Origin of the sequence: Streptomyces fradiae, assembly GCF_041270065.1 — a bacterium.
In the GTDB taxonomy this organism is placed as follows: Bacteria; Actinomycetota; Actinomycetes; order Streptomycetales; family Streptomycetaceae; genus Streptomyces.
Map to the genome: position 1 here is coordinate 490,026 of NZ_CP065958.1, position 20,233 is coordinate 510,258.

12 protein-coding genes are annotated in these 20,233 nt (G+C 75.5%); 9 read left to right on the plus strand and 3 right to left on the minus strand.

What is annotated here, in order from left to right; all coding sequences use genetic code 11:
* Positions 1-47 precede the first annotated feature (47 nt).
* Positions 48-1,910 (minus strand): glycoside hydrolase family 15 protein, encoded by a 1,863-nt coding sequence (locus JAO84_RS02195; RefSeq protein WP_370409857.1) that lies wholly within the window; start codon positions 1,908-1,910, stop codon positions 48-50.
* Between the two features lie 244 nt (positions 1,911-2,154).
* Between JAO84_RS02195 and JAO84_RS02200 the strand changes: the two genes are divergently transcribed.
* From JAO84_RS02200 to JAO84_RS02240, 9 genes are all read left to right on the plus strand, one after another.
* Positions 2,155-2,898 carry a glycosyltransferase gene (locus JAO84_RS02200; RefSeq protein WP_370409858.1) on the plus strand — a complete coding sequence of 248 codons (744 nt, stop codon included), beginning with the start codon at positions 2,155-2,157 and terminating at the stop codon, positions 2,896-2,898.
* 681 nt (positions 2,899-3,579) lie between these two features.
* Positions 3,580-4,341, plus strand: a complete 762-nt coding sequence (locus JAO84_RS02205; RefSeq protein WP_370409860.1) for a glycosyltransferase — start codon at positions 3,580-3,582, stop codon at positions 4,339-4,341.
* A gap of 5 nt (positions 4,342-4,346) precedes the next feature.
* Complete coding sequence (locus JAO84_RS02210; protein WP_370409862.1) at positions 4,347-5,849, plus strand: glycosyltransferase family 4 protein; 1,503 nt, start codon at positions 4,347-4,349, stop codon at positions 5,847-5,849.
* Positions 5,846-8,248 carry a lipopolysaccharide biosynthesis protein gene (locus JAO84_RS02215; protein ID WP_370409864.1) on the plus strand — a complete coding sequence of 801 codons (2,403 nt, stop codon included), beginning with the start codon at positions 5,846-5,848 and terminating at the stop codon, positions 8,246-8,248. Before JAO84_RS02210 ends, JAO84_RS02215 begins: the two co-directional genes overlap by 4 nt.
* Complete coding sequence (locus JAO84_RS02220) at positions 8,245-10,113, plus strand: glycosyltransferase (RefSeq protein WP_370409866.1); 1,869 nt, start codon at positions 8,245-8,247, stop codon at positions 10,111-10,113. The genes JAO84_RS02215 and JAO84_RS02220 overlap by 4 nt, the downstream gene beginning before the upstream one ends.
* A complete protein-coding gene (locus JAO84_RS02225; protein ID WP_370409868.1) occupies positions 10,095-11,000 on the plus strand; it encodes a PIG-L deacetylase family protein in 906 nt (301 codons plus the stop codon). The genes JAO84_RS02220 and JAO84_RS02225 overlap by 19 nt, the downstream gene beginning before the upstream one ends.
* On the plus strand, positions 10,997-12,571 hold the full coding sequence (locus JAO84_RS02230; RefSeq protein ID WP_370409870.1) for a phospholipid carrier-dependent glycosyltransferase: 1,575 nt from the start codon (positions 10,997-10,999) through the stop codon (positions 12,569-12,571). Before JAO84_RS02225 ends, JAO84_RS02230 begins: the two co-directional genes overlap by 4 nt.
* Positions 12,568-13,671: a glycosyltransferase family 4 protein gene (locus JAO84_RS02235; protein WP_370409872.1), complete on the plus strand. Its 1,104-nt coding sequence runs from the start codon at positions 12,568-12,570 to the stop codon at positions 13,669-13,671. The genes JAO84_RS02230 and JAO84_RS02235 overlap by 4 nt, the downstream gene beginning before the upstream one ends.
* Positions 13,668-14,954 carry a beta-galactosidase gene (locus JAO84_RS02240; RefSeq protein WP_370409874.1) on the plus strand — a complete coding sequence of 429 codons (1,287 nt, stop codon included), beginning with the start codon at positions 13,668-13,670 and terminating at the stop codon, positions 14,952-14,954. The genes JAO84_RS02235 and JAO84_RS02240 overlap by 4 nt, the downstream gene beginning before the upstream one ends.
* Here JAO84_RS02240 and JAO84_RS02245 read toward each other — a convergent pair.
* Positions 14,929-15,684 (minus strand): class I SAM-dependent methyltransferase, encoded by a 756-nt coding sequence (locus tag JAO84_RS02245; protein WP_370409876.1) that lies wholly within the window; start codon positions 15,682-15,684, stop codon positions 14,929-14,931. The two genes, JAO84_RS02240 and JAO84_RS02245, sit on opposite strands and share 26 nt — an antisense overlap.
* Positions 15,681-20,204, minus strand: coding sequence for an aminotransferase class I/II-fold pyridoxal phosphate-dependent enzyme (locus JAO84_RS02250; RefSeq protein ID WP_370409878.1), 4,524 nt, complete (start codon positions 20,202-20,204; stop codon positions 15,681-15,683). Before JAO84_RS02250 ends, JAO84_RS02245 begins: the two co-directional genes overlap by 4 nt.
* Positions 20,205-20,233 lie beyond the last annotated feature (29 nt).

A 20,233-nucleotide genomic window follows, 5' to 3' on the forward strand; every position in this document is an offset into this window, starting at 1 on the left:
TCCGCCCGCTGGACTCACCCGAACGACACGCCGGGGGTCCCGGGGGGTCACACGGCGGCGGCGCGGCGGGCGGGGGTGCGGGCCGTGGCGTGTGCGGCGGTCCTGGGCGGGGTCCGGTCGTGGCGGCGGGTGCCGTCGAGGGTGAAGGCGGTGTTGACGAGGGCGACGTGGCTGAGGGCCTGGGGCATGTTGCCGAGCTGGCGTCCTGCGGCGGGGTCCCATTCCTCGGCGAGCAGGCCGACGTCGTTGCGCACGTCCAGGACGCGTTCGAAGGTGGTGCGGGCCTCGGCGGGGCGGCCGGTGAGGGCGAGCGCGTCGGCGTACCAGAAGGTGCAGGCGAGGAAGGCTCCTTCGGCGCCGTCGACGCCGTCGATCTCGTGCACCTCGCCGTTGCTCACCTCGTCGTAGCGGCGCAGGAAGCCGCGGTCGCCGAGGGCGGCCATGGCGCGGACGGTGCCGAGGACCCGGGGGTCGTCGGCGGGCAGGAAGCCGAGGCGCGGGATGAGCAGGGCGGTCGCGTCGACCCGGCGGCTGCCGTAGTACTGGGTGAAGGAGCCGCGTTCCTCGCTCCAGCCCGACCGGCAGACCTCGTCGTGCAGTTCGGCGCGCAGCGCCTGCCAGCGGCGGAGCTGGCCGCGCAGTCCGGCGACCCGGGCGAGCCGCAGCGCGCGGTCGGCGGCGACCCAGGCCATCACCTTGGAGTGGACGAACTGGCGGCGGGGGCCGCGGACTTCCCAGATGCCCTCGTCGGGTTCGCGCCAGCGTTTGGCGACGTATTCGAGGAGTGCGGCCAGCAGGCTCCACAGGTGCGCGTCGAAGGGCACGCCGGCCCGGACGGCCGAGTAGACGGTGTTGAGGACCTCGCCGTAGATGTCGAGCTGGAACTGGTCGACGGCCGCGTTGCCGAATCTGACGGGGCGTGAGTTCTCGTAGCCGGGCAGCCAGTCGGCGTCGGTCTCGGGCAGCCGGCGCTGTCCGGCGACGCCGTACAGCGGCTGGAGGTCGGCGGGGTCGCCGGCGGCGGCGCGCACCAGCCAGTCGGTCCAGGCCAGCGCCTCGCGGCGGTAGCCGCTGCGCAGCAGGCAGGACAGGGTGAAGGTGGAGTCGCGCAGCCAGCAGAAGCGGTAGTCCCAGTTGCGGCGTCCGCCGATGCACTCGGGCAGGGAGGCGGTGGCGGCGGCGATGACGCCGCCGGTGGGCTCGTAGGTGAGGGCCTTGAGGGTGACCAGGGAGCGGATGACGGCCGCACGGGCGGGGCCCTCGTAACGCAGCCCGGTGGCCCAGTCGTTCCAGAAGGCGAGGGTCTCGTCGAGGGCGGCGGGCACGTCGGGCGCGGCGGGCGCCGGGGCGTGCGAGGGGTGCCAGCCGAGCACGAAGGTGACGCGCTGCCCCGCGGTGACGGGGAAGGCGAAGCTCGTACGGTCGGGGGTGACGACCGGTTCGCCGGCGCCGGGACCGCAGGTCAGCCGGGTCGCGTCGGGCCCGGCGACGCAGGCGACGGTGCGCCGGTCGAGGGCGTACGTCCAGGGGCGGACGCTGCCGTGGTCGAAGCGGACCGCCAACTCGCCCTGGATGTCGACCCGTCCGGCGATGCCCTCGACGATCCGGACGATCCGCGGGCCCTGTTGACGGGGCGGCATGAAGTCGGTGATGCGGACGGTGCCGCCGGTGGACTCCCAGACGGAGTCGAGGACGAGGGTGTCGCCGCGGTAACTCCTGCGATTGCAGACCCGGTTGCCGGCCGGGGCGAGGGCGAAGCGGCCGTGGCCGGGGTCGCCGAGGAGGGCGGCGAGGCAGGCGGGCGAGTCGAAGCGCGGGGCGCACCACCAGTCGATCGAGCCGTCCCGCCCGACGAGGGCCGCGGTCTCCAGATCGCCGATGAGGGCGTAGTCCTCTATTCGCCCTGCCATGTCGGGATTGTATTCCCGCCGTGGCCGGGGCGCAGGGGCGGCGGCCGGCGGCGGAGATCGGCGCGGTCCGGCCCGGGCAGATGGTTTCGCCGCCGCCCGCATACTCTTGCCGGCCGCCGGGCCGCCGGTCGTCGGCGCGGTTCCGGCCCTCCTTGACCCGGGTGCCGGGCGCGCTCGATCCTGGGAGGGTCCGCGGAGATCCGGAGGGCGACCCATGTGTGCCACGAGCGGGGAACCGCATCCGATGCGCCGGGCCACGGACCGCGCCCCGGCCGGCCCGGAAGCCACGGCGAGCCTGGTGGTCGCGGTGCGGCCCGGTGACCGCGATCCGGAGTGGATGTTCGACCGGCTCCCGCCCGCCGTGCGGGAGGTCGTGCTGGTCGGCGCGGGTCCCGCCGTCTCCGGGCGGGCGGCGCCGACCGGGGTGGCGGTGCGCCGGCTCGGCCGCTGGGACTGCGCGGGGGGCGACGTCCCGCACGCCGGTCTGCTCGCCGCCACCGGCGACCGGCTGGTCCTGATGGGCGCCGACGGCAGCATGTCGCCCCGGGAGATCCCGCACTACCTGCACTATCTGGACAGCGGATTCGACTTCGTGAAGGGTTCGCGGTTCATCGCGGGCGGCGACAGCGCCGACTATCCGCTGCTGCGCCGGTGCGGCCACCGCGCGCTGCTCCGGCTGGCCCGGCAGCTGTACGGGCAGCGGCTCACCGATCTCTGGTTCGGATTCTGCGCCTTCCGGCGGGAGTTCCTCGGCCTGCTCGACCTGCGGGCGGACCGGGTGGAGCTCGGCGCCGAACTCGTCACCCACGCGCTGCACTACGGGCTGCGGGTGGCCGAGGTGCCGAGCCTCGAACTCCCTTCCCACCACGGCCCGTCGCACCCCCGCACGGTCCGTGACGGCAGTCGCATCTTCGGCACGCTGCTCGACGAGCGCCCGCACAACGCGCTGCTGCGGTTCCGGCCCGCCCTGCGCATCCGGGCCGGCTGAAACGTACCGAACGAACATTTCCCAGCACGTGGGTTGACGAACCTCATATCGGATGCTAAGCAGGGAAGTCAGTGCATTGCACGCGGCAACGCACCGCAGACCCTCGGCAGGGTCGGTTGTCGGAAGAGGCGCACCATGACCTCCCTCCCCATCAGCCGAACGCCGGTGGCACCCGCCCCGCATCCGTTGCGCCGGGTGACCGACTGGCCCGCCGAGACCTGCCGCCGCTCCCCCCGTGAGCGCACCGCCCCGCACGGCCCGGCCGCCGGCACGGCGCGTCCGGGGCACCCGGCCCACCCCGCCCGGCGTGCCTCCGACCGCGTACGGGTCGCGGCCCGGCCCGGCCGCCGCCGCTCCGGGATCCACCGGCCCCGCACGGCCCCCCGCCGCCGGCGCTCCCGCGCGGTCCGCACCCGCACCGGGGGCGGCCGCCGGTCGGCGAGCCCGGCCGGCCCAGCGGCCCACCGGCCCGGCCACGGAGGCACCCGTACCGACCCGCACGACGGCGCCCCGCCCCGCAACACCCGTAGCACCCGTGTGTCCGGGCGACCCCGGGTGCCCGTGCGGGTCACCCGTCCGACGCCCGTGCCGGTGCCCGCGCCCGTGACGGCGCCGGCACCGCTCCCCCGCACTTCCGCGCGACCCGCTCGTTCGCGCCTTGCCCCGAGGAGGCGAGGCGCGATGACGACCGCCCCCGCCCATGCCCCGCTGCCCCGCTCGCTCACCCGGCCGCCGGTCGAACTCGAGCTGATCATCCCGGCCTTCAACGAGCGCGAGCGGCTGCCCGGCACCGTCGCCGCGGCGCTGCGCTTCCTCGCCCGCCGCCCGTGGTCCTCGGCCGTGGTCGTGGTCGACAACAACAGCGTGGACGGCACCCCGGACTGCCTGGACCGGTTCGCCGCCTCCGCCCTGGGGCGGGCCGTGGGCCTGCACGTCATCGGCTGCGGCGACCGGGGCAAGGGCGCGGCCGTGCGGCGCGGCATCGAGACCTCCGCCGCCACGTACCTCGGCTTCGCCGACGCCGACAACGCCACACCCGTCGAGACCCTGGACCGGGTGATGGAGCTGCTGCGCCGGGGCCACGGCGCCGTGATCGCCTCCCGGCACGCCCCCGGCGCCCATCTGGCCGTCGAGCAGGGCGCCCTGCGGCGCGGCGGCGGCGCCCTGTTCCGTGGCCTCGCGCATCTGACGCTGCCGGAGATCGCGGACACCCAGTGCGGGTTCAAGTTCTTCCCCGGACCGCTGGCCCGGGAGATCGTGCGCGACTGCCACATCGACGGCTTCGCGTTCGACGTCGAGCTCCTCGCGCATGTCGTCAAGGCCGGCCGGGACGTGGTGGAGGTGCCGGTCGACTGGACCGACCAGGCGGGATCCACCTTCTCGGCCCGCCGTGACGGGCTGCGCTCCATGGCCGATCTGCTGCGCATCTCGCTGGCCAGGTGAGGACCGTGACCGCCGCCGCCCCGGCCCCCGCGCCCACCGCACGCCCCCGCGCGGGCGGCGCGCTGGCCCGGATCGCCCTGCTCGACATCGCCTTCCTCAACTGGCGCGACCCGTGGCACCCGGAGGCCGGCGGAGCGGAGGCGTACGCGCACGAGATCGCCCGCCGCTTCTCGGCGGCCGGCGCGCACCTCACCTTCGTGTCCGCCCGCTACCCCGGCGCGCCCGCCCGCGAGTACCGCGACGGGCTGCGGATCGTGCGGGCCGGCGGCACCTTCGGCGTGTACGCGGCGGCCGCGGCGCATCTGCTGCGCAACCGGCACGCGTACGACGCCGTCGTCGACTTCCAGAACGGCATCCCGTTCTTCTCGCCGCTCTTCACCCCGCGCTGGACCGCCGACCTGTGCGTCATCCACCACGTGCACCAGGAGCAGTTCGACGTGCGCTTCCACTGGCCGCTGAACGCGCTGGGGCGGCTCCTGGAGAAGCAGGTCAGCCGGCGCGTCTACCGGGGCCGGCCGATCGTGGTGGTCTCCCCCTCCACCCGGGAGGGCGCGCGCCGCGAACTCGGCTTCGGCAACCCCCTGCACATCGTGCCCAACGGGCGGCCCGCCGGAGCGTCCGCGGAGCCGCCGGGGGCGCGCAGCGCCACGCCCGCGCTCACCGTGGTCAGCCGCCTTGTGCCGCAGAAGCGGGTGGACCTGCTCCTTCGGGCGCTGCCCGCGCTGCTGCGCCGGTTCCCCGCGCTGCGGCTCGACCTGTGCGGCGACGGGCCCGAACTGCCCGCGCTGCGCGAGCTGGCGGCGCGGCTCGGGGTGGCGCAGGCGGTGGTCTTCCACGGGCATGTGAGCGACGCGCGCCGCGCGGAGCTGTTCCACCGGGCGTGGCTGACCGTGGTGCCCTCGGTCGCGGAGGGCTGGGGCCTGACCGTGATCGAGGCGAACGCGGTCGGCACGCCCGCCCTCGCCTACGACGTGCCCGGTCTGCGTGACGCGATCCAGCCCGGCGTCAACGGGCGGCTGCTCGACCCGTCGGCCGACCTCGCGGACGGCGTGGCCGCCGCGCTCGCCGAACTCGCCGACCCGGCCGCCATGCAGCGGGCCGCGGCCCGCTGCCGGGCCTGGGCCGCCGCCTTCTCCTGGGACGCCAGCGCGGAACGGCTCGCCGAGGTGGTCCTGGAGGAGCTGCGCCGCGTCCACCGGCACCGCCGCTCCCGGCGCGGCGCCAACGACCTCGCCGTCCTGGGCCGGTTCACCGCCCTCGACGCGGAGGCCACCGAGCGGGTGGTGGCCGAGGCCCTGCGCCAGACCGACACCTGGTCCCGTGAGGGCGACGCCTTCCAGGTGCTGCTGCACGGCTGCGACGAGGTCCAGGCCCTCGCCGCCCTGGCCCGGCTCGGCGTCCACGACGCCACCGTCTCCCTGGCCGGCGGCCGGGACGTCCTGGTGGGCGGGCCGTCCCGGCGCCTCGCGGAACGGGGCGGGCGGGGGACTCCAGAGGACCGGTCATGACCGCCGAGCCGCTCGCCCGTCGCGCCGCCGTCCTGCCGGACGAGGTCACGGCGGTGCACGGGGCGCGCTGGATCGCGACGGGCGCGGTGCTTGTCGGGGTGCTCAACTACGTGTACGCGCTGGCGCTCACCCGGCTCCTCGACGTCGGCTCGTACGCGGTGTTCGCGGCCGGGCAGGGGCTCGTGGTGTGCACGGCGGCGGTGGCCGTGGTGACCGTGCCGTGGATGCTGGCGCAGGCGCTGGCCCGGGCGCGGTCGGAGGCCGAGCGGGGCGAGGCGGTGCGGTTCGCGATCGTCACCGGGTTCGCGGGCGGTCTTGTCGCCGCCCTGGTGGTCGGCGGGGTGGCCGCGCAGTTCGCCGGGGCGACCACCACCCTGGTCGTCGCCGGCGCGACCTTCCTCATCTATGCGACCCGGATCAGCGCGGGCTGGCTGCAGGGCACCGAACGACTGCGCACCCTCGGAATGGTCACCACCGCGGAGGCGGTCCTGAAGCTGGTCGTGGGGCTGTTCTTCGTCGCCGTGCTCGACCTCGGACCGGCCGGCGCGCTGGCGGCGTTCGGCGTCGCCGTGCTGCCGTACGCCTTCTTCCGGCCGCGCCGGTTCCGCGGCGGCCGGACCGCCCGGCCCTGGCTGTCCGCCACCGCCGACCGCGCGCTGTGGCGGCGGGCCGTCGGCGTCGCCTCGCTGCAGGGCGTCGTGGCGATGATGGCGGCCGTCGACGTGATCCTGGTGGCGGTGCTGCCCACCGACCGTGCGGCGGCGGCGAGTTACCAGGCCGCCGTGATGCTCGGCCGGGTCCCGCTCTTCCTGGCGGGCGCCGTCTCCATCGCCTTTCTGCCCGCGCTGTCCCGGCGCCGGGCCGGCACCCCGCTCGCGGGCGACGCGCTGCGCATGTATCTGACGGTGGCGGTGCCGCTGACCGCGGTGGCGGCGACCGTGCCGCAGGCCGTCCTGGACCGGGTCTTCCCCGCCGGGTACGCGCAGGTCGGCACGCTGCTCGCGCTGACGGCCGTCACCGGTCTCGCACTCGGCGCGCTCGCCCTGCTCGTGACGTTCTGCCAGGCGGTGAACGACTACGCGTGCCTGGGCCCGCTGCTCGCCGGCCTTGTGCTGTACGTGACGGGGCTCGCGGCCGGCTGGTCGGCGGCCGGCGTCCTCGGCATGGCGGTCGGCGGCATGTGCGGCACCCTGGCGGCCCTGCTGCTGCTCGCCGTGCGCCAGGCCCGGCACCACGGCTTCGGCGCCCCGCGCGCCCGGCTCGGAGTCCGGCCCGTCTGGTGCCTGTTCGTCGTGGGCGGCCTGGTGGCGCTGAAGCCGCTGCCGGTGGCGTGGTTGTGCGCCGCCGTCGTGGTCGCCGGGGCGGCGCTGTGGTGGTTCTTCGGCAGGCGCAGCGAACCGACGGGCGACGGCCCGCTCCCGGCCACCACCGGTGAACCCGCGCCCGCCCCCGTACGCCGGAGCCCCGGTCCGCCCGACGAACGGCGGTCCGTACGGCTCCTCGTGGACGCGGTGTGGCGCGGGCGGCCCGCGCCCGCCACGGACGCCGAGCTGCTCGGCGCGCTCGCCGTGGCCCGGCGCAACCAGGTCGAGGGCGTGCTCGCCCGCGCGTACCCGGAGCGGCTCGCCGCCACCCGGGCCGAGGTGGTGGCGGCGACCGGGCTGTTCCGGCGCAATCTGACCGAGTCGACCGCCCGGCTGCGGGCCGCCGGCATCCCCGCCGTGCTCATCAAGGCGGACCTGTCGGGCGACTACGTGTACGGCAACTTCGACCTGGTGGTGCCCACCGGACGGTGGCGGCAGGCGCAGCGGGCCCTCGCGGGCTGGTACGTGCGGCGCGAGACGTACTGGCTGGAGCGGTCCACCAAGGTGCTGCTCGATCCGGTGAGCGGGCCCGCGGCCCATCTGCACACCGCCGTCTCGTGGTTCGGGGTCCCGGTGGTGCCGACCGACCGGCTGTTCGCGCGGGCCCGCCCGGCCGACGGCCCGGACGGCGACGGACCGGCCGGCTGGCTGGTGCCGTGTCCCGCCGACCGGCTGCGGATCTGGCTGGCGCACGCCCTCTTCCAGAATCTGACGCTCGATCTGTCCGAACTGCTCGCGCTGCGCGAGCTGCTGAGCCCCGCCGTGATCGCCGAGGCCCGCCGGGAGGCGGCCCGGGAGGGCTGGGCGACGGGCGGCGACCGGGCGCTCGCGACGGCGCTGGCCGCGATGGCGCGGCTCGACCGCGGCGAGCCGGTGCCGCTGCCGCTCCCGCTGCCGGTGGGGACCTCGCTGCGGGTCGGCGCCGAGCACTCGGGCCATCTGCTCGGCCGGGGGCGGGTGCGGACCGCGGCCCGCGAGGCCTCGCTGCGGGTGCCGCTCGTGGTCGCCAAGCGCGTACGGAGGCGGGAGCCATGACCAGGTTCGTGAACGGCGCTCCCCCCGACTCCGGCCGGGAGACCGGGCCGCGGCCCCCGCTGCTCGTCGCGGTGTCCGGCCCCGACCACACGGGCAAGTCGTCCCTGGTGCGGGCGCTCGCCGGACAGCTGCGGCAGCGGGGCTTCGCGGTGGCGGCCGTCCACGCCTACGGCTGTGTGCTGTGCCGCAGGTTCCCGGTTCCCCCGCGGGTGAGGGAAGAGGAGGAGCCGGGCGGGACGGGGGCGGGCGGGTGGGCCCAGCGGACCGCGCGTCCCGAGCGCCGGGGATCGTGGTTCCGCCGGGCCCACGCGTACCTCGACGCGGGCGAGCTCGACCTGCGGATCGCGGTGGCGCGCCGGGCCGTCTCGGCGGTGGCGCGGGGCCGCCCGGTGGTCGTGCTGACCGACCGGGGCCCGCTGGACGGCCTGGTGAAGTTCGGTCTGCGGCCGGACCGGGGCGCCGCCCGGCGGTTCGCCCGGACCGCCGGACGCTACGACCTGACGCTGCTGCCGGACACCCTGCCGGACACCCTGGCCGGGCGCGGCTGGGAGCAGCGTACGGGCTCCCCCGCCGCTTGGTGGGCGCGGCACCGCGACTGGGCGGCGCGGCTGCCCCGGGTGGTTCGGATCGACGGCGAGCGGACGGCGCCGGAGGTCGCGGCCGAGGCCCTGGAGCGGGTGCTCGGCGCGGTGCGGCCGGCGCCGCGGCCGTCCGGTCCGCGGCGCCGCGAGCGGGTCGTGGTGTCGATCTACGACGACGCGGAGAACTCCGACTACCGGGGCGGCGGCGCGCTGGTGGTGGAGAAGCTGGCCCGGCGGCTCGCCGAGCACTACGAGGTCACGGTGGTGACGGCCGGCCGGTCCGGCGGCAGCGTGCGGCGGCACGGCGTCCGCTATGTGCGGCTGCCGGTGTGCCGGGCCGGTCCGCGCGCCGGGCAGCTGCTGTTCCTCGGGCTCCTGCCGTTCGTGGCGCGCCGCATCCCGCACGACGTGTGGCTGGAGTCCTTCACGCCGCCGTTCTCGACGAGTTTCCTGCCGCTCGTGTCGCGCGCGCCGGTGGTCGGCATCGACCAGGGGCGCAGCGCCGAGGCCCTGTGGCGCCGCTACCACCTGCCGTTCTTCCTGGTGGAGCGGGTCGGGCTGCGCTGCTACCGGCACATCGTGGCGATGAACGAGGCGGACGCCTCGGCGGTGCGGCGGCTCAGTCCGCGGGCCGACGTGCACGTGATCGCCAACGGGGTGGAGCCGCGGCAGCTCGACGACGCCCGGCTGGGCAGCGGCGACTCGATCCTCTTCCTGGGGCGGATCGACACCTGGACCAAGGGGCTCGACCTGCTGCTCGACGCGTACGAGACGGCCCGGCCGCCGATGGAGCTGGTGCTCGCGGGCGGCGGCACCGCGGCCGAGGAGCGCAGGCTCGGGCAGCTGCTCGCGGGGCGGGATCTCGGGGTGCGGCTCGTGGGGTACGCGGACGAGGAGCTGAAGCGGCGGCTGCTGCGGGACAGCGCGTTCGTGGTGCTGCCCTCGCGGCACGAGACCTTCGGCCTGGTGGCCCTGGAGGGGATGTCGTACGGGAAGCCGGTGCTGCACTTCGACCTGCCGGCGCTGCGCTGGATGCGGGGCGGCGGGGACGTGGCGGTGGCGCCGTTCGACACGACGGCGTTCGGCGAGCGGATGCGGGCTCTCGCGACGGATCCGGCGCTGCGCCGCCGGCTCGGGCGGCAGGCCGGGCTCGCCGCGCAGCACTACACCTGGGACGAGATGACGGGCCGCTATCTGGCGCTGACCCGCCGGCTCGTGGAAGGCCCCGCCGGGGCGCGGCGGCCGCGGAAGGACCGGAGAGTGCCATGGCAGACCGCCCCCTGACCCCGCCGACCGCACCGACCGCACCGGCGCCCGCGCCGACCGCGCCCGCCGCGGGGACCGGCTCGTCCGCGCTCGCCGTCCTGACCGCGCTTGCCGGGTCCGGTGAGGTGCTCGTGCTTTCGCCGCATCCCGACGACGCCGTGCTGTCCTGCGGGGCGCTGCTCCGCCGGCTCGCGGACCGGACGGCGGTGACGGTGATGACCGTGTTCACGGAGGCCGCGCCCCCGCCGTACACCCTGTCGGCCCGCCAGTTCCTGCGGCAGACCGGCGCGGTGGACGCCGAGGAGCTGTACGCGGCGCGGCGCGCCGAGGACGCGGCGGTGCTCGGGCGGCTCGGTGTGGCCCGCTTCCACGCGGGGTTCGTGGACGGTCTGTTCCGCCGGGACGCGGAGCCGGCGCGGTGGCGCCGGCGGGCGGCCCGGCTGCTGCCCGAGGTCGGGCACGTGTATCCGACGTACCGGCTGCATCTGGCGCGCGGCCGGGTGGCGCCGCGGGACGCGGAGACGGTGCGCCGGGTGACGGACACGGTGCGCGAGCTGCTGGCGCCCGGGCAGGGCGTGCTGCTCGCGCCGCTGGGCGTGGGCGGGCACGCCGACCACGTCCTGGTGCGCACGGCGGCCGGCCTGAGCGGTCTGCCGGCCGTCTACTACAGCGACTTCCCCTACAACCTGCGGGCCGCGCCGGACCCGGCGTTCACCGGGCCGCTCGCCGCGACGGAGCTCTCCTTCGCGCGCGGGCTCGACGCCAAGGCCGAGCTGGTGCGGGGCTATCGGACGCAGGTGGGGGCGCTGTTCCCGGACGGGACGGTGCCGCGCGTCCCCGAGGTGTATCTGGTTCCCGCCGGGGTGGCAGGCGCCCCGGACCGTCCGTCGGGAGGCGTGACATGACCCTCTCCGGTTCCTCCGCCGCGCCGGCGGCCGACCGGACGCGCGAGCCGTCCGGGCCGCCCGGGCCTGCGCCGCACCGCCGGCTCCGACCGGTGCCGACGGCGGTGTACGCGCTCGGCGTGGCGGTCCTGACGGTGGTGCTGCGCCTGGTGAACGTCGGCCGGGCCGGCGATCTGTTCGTGGACGAGGTGATCTACCAGGAGCTGGGGCGCGGTGCCGCCCAGGGCGGTTTCCCCGGCACCTCCGAGGGCCTGTTCTTCCTCCATCCGCCCGGCTTCTTCTATCTGGAGGCGGGCTGGATGAAGCTGGTCGGCACGCACCAGGACGTGATCGCCGAGGTGCACTCGCTGCGCGTCATGAACGCGCTGCTCGCCGGTGTGACGGCGGCGCTCCTGGTGGCCCTGGTGGCGCGGGTCCGTTCGCGCCCGGCCGGTCTGGTCGCCGGACTCCTGTTCGCCCTGGACCAGTTCTGCATCCGGCAGAACAACCGAGTGCTGCTGGAGACGGAGACGATGGTGTGGGTGCTCGCGGGCTTCCTGGTCCTGGTGCCGCTGTGCCGGGCCGATCCGCCGCCGCGGGCCCGCGCCCGGGCGCTGCTCGGCGGGCTGCTGCTCGGCCTCGCGGTCCTCACGAAGGACCACTCGGCGCTGATCACGGTGCTCCCGCTGCTCGCGGCGCTCGCCCTGGGCTGGGGCATGCCGCGCCGGCTGACGGCGACGGCGCTGGCCGCCTCGGTCGTCCCGTACGGGATCTATGTGGCCCTGGTGGCGGGCTTCGGACACGGCGCGGCGTTCTGGGACGCGAAGACGTACGGGCTGCGGCGGCTGCTCGGCTTCGTGCAGGAGACGGGCTTCAACGCGCCGGGCACGCCCTCGCTCACCGGCCGGCTCGCCGCCGAGCTCCCCGGCTACGCGACCACGTATCTGCTGCTGCTCCTGACGCCGGTGGCGCTGTTCCTGCTGCTGCGCCGCCGCGAGCCGGTGTACCGGCTGCTCCTGCTGTTCCACGCCTCGGCGATCCTCACCCTGGCGTACGCGCTCGCCATCGGCACGCTTGAGGAGCAGGCGCTGTATCTGCTGTTCGTGCCGAACCTGGTGGCGCTCGCGGTGACCGTGCCGGTGCCGCGCCGCCGGCCCGCGCTGCGCGGCGCCGTGATCGCCGGGCTCGTGGCGGTGCTCGCGATGCCGGCCGTGGTGTACGGGCGGGACCGCGGCACGCCCGACGACGGCTTCGTGAAGCTCGACGCGTATCTGCGCACGCACGTTCCGGCCGGCAGCGGGATCGTCACGGTCGACGGCGCCCGCACCCGGGGCGTCACCTACTGGACCTTCGAGGACGCCTACCGGCTCGGGAACTGGATGTCGCCCGGTGAACGGGCCGTGCACCAGGCCCGGTACGCGATCGTCCCGTGGAAGGTGATCGACCAGGGCTACGGCCGGTCCACCCCGGCCGAGGTGCACCGGCTGACCCGGGACGCCCGGCTGCTGTTCACCGTCGACGGCCACACCTACGGCACGCTCGCGCTGTACGAGCTGCCGCCGCCGGGGCCGGTGCCGGGCGGGCCGCGATGAGCACCAGCCCGCGCCGCCCGCGCGTCCTCCTCCTGACCAGCAGCCCGCTGGACGGGGCGGACGGGGCCGACGTGCGGCTCGCCTCGGACGTGCTCGGGTCGCTGCCGGACGTGGAGTTCACCTGGTTCGCCCAGTGGCCGCACCGGCGCGGCCGTCCGCCGCCGGCCGCGCACGGCGGGCACGCGGTGCGGATCCTGTCCCGGGACGGTGTACCGCACGTGCCCGAGCGGGCGCAGTCGGCGCTCGCCGGGGCGGTGCACGCGCGGCGCTGCGACCTGGTGCACGCCTTCCTGACGATCGGCCGGACGTTTCCGGCGTTCTCGTGGCTGCGGCCGCTGCTGCTCGGGGCCCGGCCGGTGGTGCACACGGTGCCGGGCGTGATGGACCCCCGACTGCTCGCCCGTACCCGGCCGCTCGGCACCACGGTCGCCCTGTCGGAGTCGATGGCGCGGCGGCTGCGGGCCGCGGACTTCGGGGACGTGCGGGTGATCCCGCCGATGATCCCGCTGGAGCACTGGCCGTCGCGGCCCCGGCCCGCCGGCCTGCCGGTCGTGCTGTTCGCCGGGCACCACGACCCGGCGGGCGGCGCGGAGCTCGCCGTCGACGCGGCGGCGGAGGCGGCCCGGGCGGGCGCCGCGTTCCGCCTGGTCCTGGCGATGCGGGGGCGGCCCGGGCAGGACCGGCACGCCCTGGAGGAGGCGCTGCGCGAGCGGGCCGGGGCAGCGGGCCTGCGGGACGTCGAGGTGCGGGGCTATGTGGACGACATGCCGGGTCTGATCGCCTCGGCGCATGTGCTGCTGTTCCCGCCGGAGTCGATCGGCGGGAAGGCGGACATCCCGCTGACCGTGCTGCAGGCGCTCGCCACCGGGCGGCCGGTGATCCTCAGCGATCTGCCGCAGTTCGCCGACTTCGGCAACGCGGTGCTCCGCGCCCCGGCGGGCGACGCCCGGCGCACCGGTCAGCAGCTGGTGTGGCTGCTCGACCAGCCGCGGTCCTGGGACGTGCTCGCGGAGCGGGGCCGGGCGGCGGTGGAGGAGCAGTTCGGCCCCGAGCGGTTCGCCGCCCACTACGCGGCGCTGTACCGGGAGCTGCTGTCGTGACCCGGGTGCGCGGGCCCTGGGTGCGGCGGCCCGTGCTGCTCGGTCTGGCCTCCGTGGTGGCGCTGCTCTCGCTGGTGGCGGCGGCCTTCGGCACGCTGCGCCGGGACGAGCCGGCCACCGGTCCGCATCTGTTCGGGACGCTGCAGACGGCGCCGGAGCGGGCGGCCGAGGAGTACGCGCAGGGGCTGCGGATCGCGCATCTGCAGGTGGACTGGGGCCGGTTCGAGCCGGAGCGGGGGGTGTACGACGAGGGGTACGCGCGGCAGGTGCGGGAGCGGCTGCGGGCCTTTCTGGACGCGGGCCTGAAGGTGGAGGCGGGGCTCGGGCTCAACCATCCGCCGGAGTGGCTGGCGAGCGCCTATCCGGAGTCGGTGTGGGTGAACCAGTTCGGCGAGCGCAGCACGGCCGTCCCCAATGTGGTGTTCAGCGACCCGGTGCGCGGCGAGGTCGCCGCGTACGTGGCGCAGGTGCGGGAGCGGATCAGGCTCGACCAGGTGTGGGCGATCCGGCTCGGGATCGACGAGAACGGCGAGTTCGCCTATCCGCGGGCGCTGTCGGACGGGCGGGACACCGGCGAGTTCTGGGCCTACGACCGGCACGCCCAGGCGGCGAGCCCGTATCCCGGCTGGCGGCCCGGGGAGCGGACGTACCGGGGTGCGTCCTTCACCGAGGACCAGGTGGCCCGCTGGTACGACTGGTATCTGAACTCCCTGGCCGACGCGGTGAACTGGGAGATCGGGCTGCTCGCCGGCCTGGGGCACCACGGGCCGGTGAAGGTGCTCGTACCGGGGGCGGGTTTCTATCCGTCGGACTACGCGGCGGCGGTCGCCGCGCACCTGGAGGGCACGCGGGCGATCCGGCTGGTGGGGCGGGGCGTCGGCTTCTTCCGTACCCTCGGGCTGCTCGACCACGGCGCGCGGGTGCGGGTGGTGACCACGGCCCTGGTGGACGGGACGGGCCGGCCGGTGGACAACGGCTGCCGGGCGGGCGATCCGCGCCGGGTGGGGGCGGCCTCCGACGCGACGCTGCGGTCCTGGTCGTCGACCCGCTATGTGGTGGCGGTGGCGCGGGCCGAGGGCTTCGAGCGGATCGACGGGGAGAGCGCGGGGCAGCAGGTGGCGGCGTACGGGCCCGATGTGATGGCGCGGGCGGCCGGGCAGTTCGACTCGTGCGGTCTCGGCGATCTGATGTGGGCCTTCGACCACAACCTGTACGACGGGACGCCGGGTTCGTCGCTCGCGGAGTACGCGGCCCTTGTCAGGCAGCGGGCCGCGCGGCGGTGAGCAGCAGGATGCCGGTGTCGCCGTACTCGGGCAGAGTGCGGTCCTTGGCGAGCCGGGAGATCCGCAGGGCGGTGGTGCGCGGGGCGAACACGGCGCGCAGCGCGGCCGCGTCGACCGGGCAGGCGGGCCAGACCGGGCCGCTGCCGATCCGGTAGCTCGGCATGCGTTCCATGAAGGCGGCGACCAGCTGGCCGCCGGGGCGGACGGCGCGGACGAAGGTGTCGCACAGGGCGGTGAACTCGGCGCGGTCCTCGGTGACGCTCTCGGCGACGAAGTTCATGGAGGCGGCGTCGTACCGTCCGTCGGGAAGACCGGCGGCGTCGCCGTGGACGGGGTGGACGCGGGTCAGGGCCTCGGCGAGGGTGGCGGGCAGCGCCGGGTCGAGGGCGCGGGCGAGGGCGTAGAAGGACTCCCAGCTGTCCTCGGGGCCCTGGGTCAGCTGGCGGCGGAGGTAGGCGAGGCTCGCGGCGCCGGGTTCGAGGGCGTCGATGCGGCGGCTGGCGCCGGCGGCGAGCATCAGCGGGTAGAGGTTGGGTCCGGCGCCGAGTTCGAGGGTGCGGGCCAGGGTGCCGGGCGCGAACCGCCGGTAGAAGGCGGAGTGGTGGTGGATGACGCCCCGGTCGCAGGGGTGGACCCGGCGGTAGTTCTCGGCCAGGTAGGCGTCGACCGGCCAGGCGTCCCAGTCCGCGTCCCGGTTGCGGCGTACGGCGGCGGTGTCCCGGGCGGTCACCGGGCCTCCGGGGGCCGGCCGGCCGGGACGGCGCCGGGGCGGGCGGGGACCTGCCGCTGGAGGGCGAAGCGCTGGGACACGCCGGTGAGGGTGTCGTTGAGCTGCTCGATCTCCTCGTCGGTGTTGGCGGCGGTGATCTGGAGCCGGAAGCCGACCCGGTCGCGGGGCACGAGCGGATAGCTGGCGAGGGTGACGTAGATGCCCCGGTCCCACAGATAGCGGGCGACGGCCTCCAGGTCGGCGGAGTCGCCGAGCGGGATCTCGACGATGGGCAGTCCGTCGGTGTTGGGGGTGGCGATGCCGAGGCCGCGTACATGGTCGAGGACCCGGGCGGTCTTGCGGTGCAGATCGGCCCGGATGGCGTCGCCGCGCCGCTCGTTGACGTCGAGCCCTGCCAGGGCGGTGGCGAGGGAGGCGGTCGGGGACGGCCCGGAGTAGAGGTAGGGGGCGGCGGCCACCTTGAGGTGGTCCTTGAGGCGGCGGGGTACGGCGAGGAAGGCGAGCAGCGAGGAGTACGCCTTGGAGAAGCCGCCGACCAGGACGAGGCCGTCGTAGCTCTCGCCGAGGTGCCGGACCAGGCTGTTGCCGCGCGAGCCGTAGGGGCTGGTCTCGCCCGGTCCGCGTTCGCCGATGACGCCGAAGCCGTGCGCGTCGTCCACGTACAGCAGGGCGCCGTGCCGTCGGCAGATCCGGGCGACGCCGCCCAGGTCGGGGTAGTTGCCGGTCATGCTGTTGACGCCGTCCATGCAGACCAGCCGGTTGCCGCCGGCGGGTGTCTCGCGCAGCAGGGTGTCGAGTTCCCAGGGCCGGTCGGAGCGGAAGCGGTGCAGCCGGGCGCCCTGGGCGCGGGCGACGACGCAGCCGTCGTAGATGGTGCGGTGGGCGGTGGCCTCGACGAAGACCTCGCCGCCGGCGGCGAGCAGCGGGATGACCGACTGGTGGATGAGGGTGATGGTCGGCAGGAGGAGGGTGTCGGGGGCGCCGAGGAGGGCGGTGAGGCGTTCCTCGATGCGCGGGTAGAGGCGGGGGCTGCCGATCAGCCGGGACCAGCTGGGGTGGGTGCCCCAGGCGCGGACCTGGGGGTCGATGGCGGCCATGATCTCGGGGTCGAGGTCGAAGCCGAGGTAGTTGCAGGAGGCGAAGTCGACCAGCCAGTGGTCGCCGACCCGCAGCCGGCGTCCGTCGACGGCGTCGATGACGGCGTCGCACATGGGGCTGATCCGCTTCAGCCGTTCCAGGTCGCGCCAGCGCAGGTCGAGCCGGGCGGCCCGGGCGGAGGCGGACTGGGCGGAGGCGGCCGGGGGCGAGGCGGCCGCGCCGGTGTCCAGCCCCTTCGCGGTACGGGCGGCCCGCGCGGCCCGTACCGTGCGGGCGGTGCGGGCGGGCGGGGCGGGGGCGGCGCGGTGCAGGAAGTCCTCGGCCTGGTGGGCGGTCAGGGGGCGGGCGAAGAGGAAGCCCTGGCCGTAGCGGCAGCCCATGTCGGCGAGCAGCGCGCGCTGGTCCTCGTTCTCGATGCCCTCGGCGACCACCTGCAGGCCGAGGACCTCGGCGATGCGCACGATGCCCTCGACGAGGGCGACCTGCTGCCGGTCGGTCGTGATGTCGTCGATGAAGGTCTTGTCGACCTTGAGCAGGTCGATGGGGAACTCGCGCAGATAGCTGAGCGAGGAGAATCCGGTGCCGAAGTCGTCGATGGCGATGGACACCCCGAGGTCCTTCAGGGCCCGCATGGTGGTGCCGATCTGCACGTCGCCGTGCATCAGGACCGACTCGGTGAGCTCCAGGACCAGGGAGCCGGGGGCGAGCCCGGAGGAGCGCAGGGTGCGCCGGACGACGTCGAGCAGACCGGGGTCGCGGAACTGGCGGGCGGAGACGTTGACGCTGGCGCGCAGCGGCGGGGTGCGCGGGTGGGCACGCTGCCAGCGGGAGATCTCGCGGGCGGCGTGGTCGAGCACCCAGGCGCCGAGCGGCATGATGTGGCCGCTCTCCTCGGCGAGGGTGATGAACTGGTCGGGCGGGACCATGCCGCGGCGGGCGTGCGGCCAGCGGATCAGCGCCTCGAAGCCGGCCAGGGCGGTGTCGTCGACCTGCACGATGGGCTGGTAGCGCAGGGCGAAGGCGTGGTCGGCGATGGCGGTGTCCATGCCGGCCTGGAGTTCGTGGCGGGCGACGAGCCGCGAGTGCAGCTCGGGCCGGAAGCGCCGCCACCGCTTCTTCCCGGCGGCCTTCGCCGCGTACAGCGCGAGGTCGGCGTGGCCGAGGAGTTCCTCGGCGTGCGCGCTGTCGAGGACGGTGGCGACGCCGACGCTGGTGGAGACGGACACGGCGCCGTCGGTGAGGTGGAAGGGCTGGCTGAGGGTGTGCACGATCTCGGCGGCGAGCGCGTCGGCGTCGCCGGGGTCGCGGGCGCCCTCGATGAGCACGGCGAACTCGTCGCCGCCGAGCCGTGCGGCGGTGTCGGTGAGCCGCAGCACGGCGGTAAGCCGGCGGGCGACGGCGACGAGGAGTTCGTCGCCGACGGAGTGGCCCATGGTGTCGTTGACGACCTTGAAGTCGTCGAGGTCGACGAAGAGCATGCAGGTGAGGGTGGACTCGCGGCGGCCGCGCAGCAGGGCCCGCTCGATCCGTTCGAGCAGCAGCACCCGGTTGGGCAGTCCGGTGAGCGAGTCGTGGAAGGCCCGGTGGGTGAGCTCGCGTTCCAGTTTGCGCTGCTCGGTGACGTCACGGAGGGTCAGCACCAGGCCGTGCACGGTCTGTTCGGCGCGCAGGTTGCTGCACCGGACCTCGACCTCCAGGTCGGCGGCGCCGCCGTGCAGCAGCTTCCAGTCGTCGCGGCCGTCCAGGTGGCCGCGGGTACGCACGTCGGCGAGGATCCGCAGGGCGCTGGCGGCGTCGCCGGGGGCGAGGAGTTCGGTGAGCGGGGTGCCGGGGAGCAGGGCGTGGCCGAACATGTTCTCCGCGGACGGGCTGGCGTAGCGGACGGTGTCGTCGTCGTCGACGATCAGGATGACGTCCGAGGTGTTGTGCACCAGGGTGCGGAAGTAGGCCTCGCTGGTGCGCCGGCTGACCTCCTCGCTCAGTCCGAAGCGCTCCAGGGCGAGTGCGGCCTGCGAGGCGAGGGACTGGGCGGGTCCGGCGATCTCGATCAGCTTCCGTTCGGTGCCGGCGAGCAGCAGCGCGCCGAGCAGCTGTTCGCCGGCGGCCGGGGCCTGGAGGGCGAGCGGGCACAGCAGGGCGTGGGACTCGGGGGCGACGGCGGTGACGAGCGCGGGGGCGAGGCGTTCGGCCGGCAGCAGCCGGCTGCCCTCGGCGAGGAGGTCCGGCCAGGACGGGCCGCCGGGTCCGGCGAGCTCCGCCGTCTGGACGCTCCAGGGGCGCCGGCCGGTGGGCACGGCGGTCAGCCGGCCGCGCCGGTCGCGGGCGAGCAGCATGGTCGAGTGCGGGGTGGCGGGCCCGAAGAGGGTGGCGGCGGCGGTCTCGACGGCGGCGGCGACCTCGCGCGGGCTGAGCGCGGCGACCAGGGAGGCGGCGGCGACCCGGAGGCTGCGCTCGCGGGCCTCGGCCCTGCGGTGTTCGGCCATCATGCCCCACAGCCGGACGAGGACGAGCAGGAACATCACGGCGGAGAAGATCGCGATGACGGCGATGTCCCGGTCGGGGTCGCTGCTCAGCGACTGGAAGAGCAGCAGTCCGGGGGCGATGAGGGAGGCGACGGCGAGCAGCGCCAGGCGCCGCTGGGCGATCCCGGGCGCGGGTTCGGGGGCGAGTTCGGTGAGGCCGGTCATCGACGGGTGCAGGGCGGCCAGGCCCCAGGCGGTGAAGAAGACCACCCAGCCGAGGTCCCACGGGGTGCCCACCTGCCAGGTGCCGTTCATCTGCTGGATGCCGTAGGCGACGTCGGAGAAGAGGATGCCGCAGGTCCCGAGGGTGAGTAGCTGCACGCTGCGGGAGCGCAGGCCGCCGGGGACGAGCAGCCGGGCGAGCATGGCGAGCATCAGGACGTCGCCGAGCGGATAGGCGATGGAGATCGCGCGCTCGATCCACGTCATGTCGGGGGTGGTGGCGAGCGGGGTGATCAGGTTGACCCAGGACAGCAGGGCGAGGCCGGAGGTCAGGATCAGCGCGTCGAGGGCGACGGCGAGGTCGCGGCCGGCGGCGCGGCGCCGGATGAAGCCGTAGAGGCCGATCGCGAACAGCGGATAGGTGACGAGGTAGAAGGCGTCGGCGACGGAGGGGAAGGGCCGGTTCTGGTGGAAGAAGCCTTCCAGGACGTTGTAGGCGGTGTCGCCGCTGACGAAGGTGAAGTTGGCGGCGGCGAGCACCAGCCAGGGCCAGCGGCGGGCCGGCTTGTGCAGGTGGATGCCGGTGAGGATGGCGGCGACGCCGCTGAGTCCGATGAGGGCCCACAGCACGGTGTGCCGGGACGGGACCTGCAGATAGGCGACGGTCACGCCGGCGACGAACAGCACGTACAGCGTGGTCCAGCGGCGCAGTGGCCCGGACAGCTGTCGCAACGGCATGGCGGACGCCCCGATCCGGCGGGAGGTCG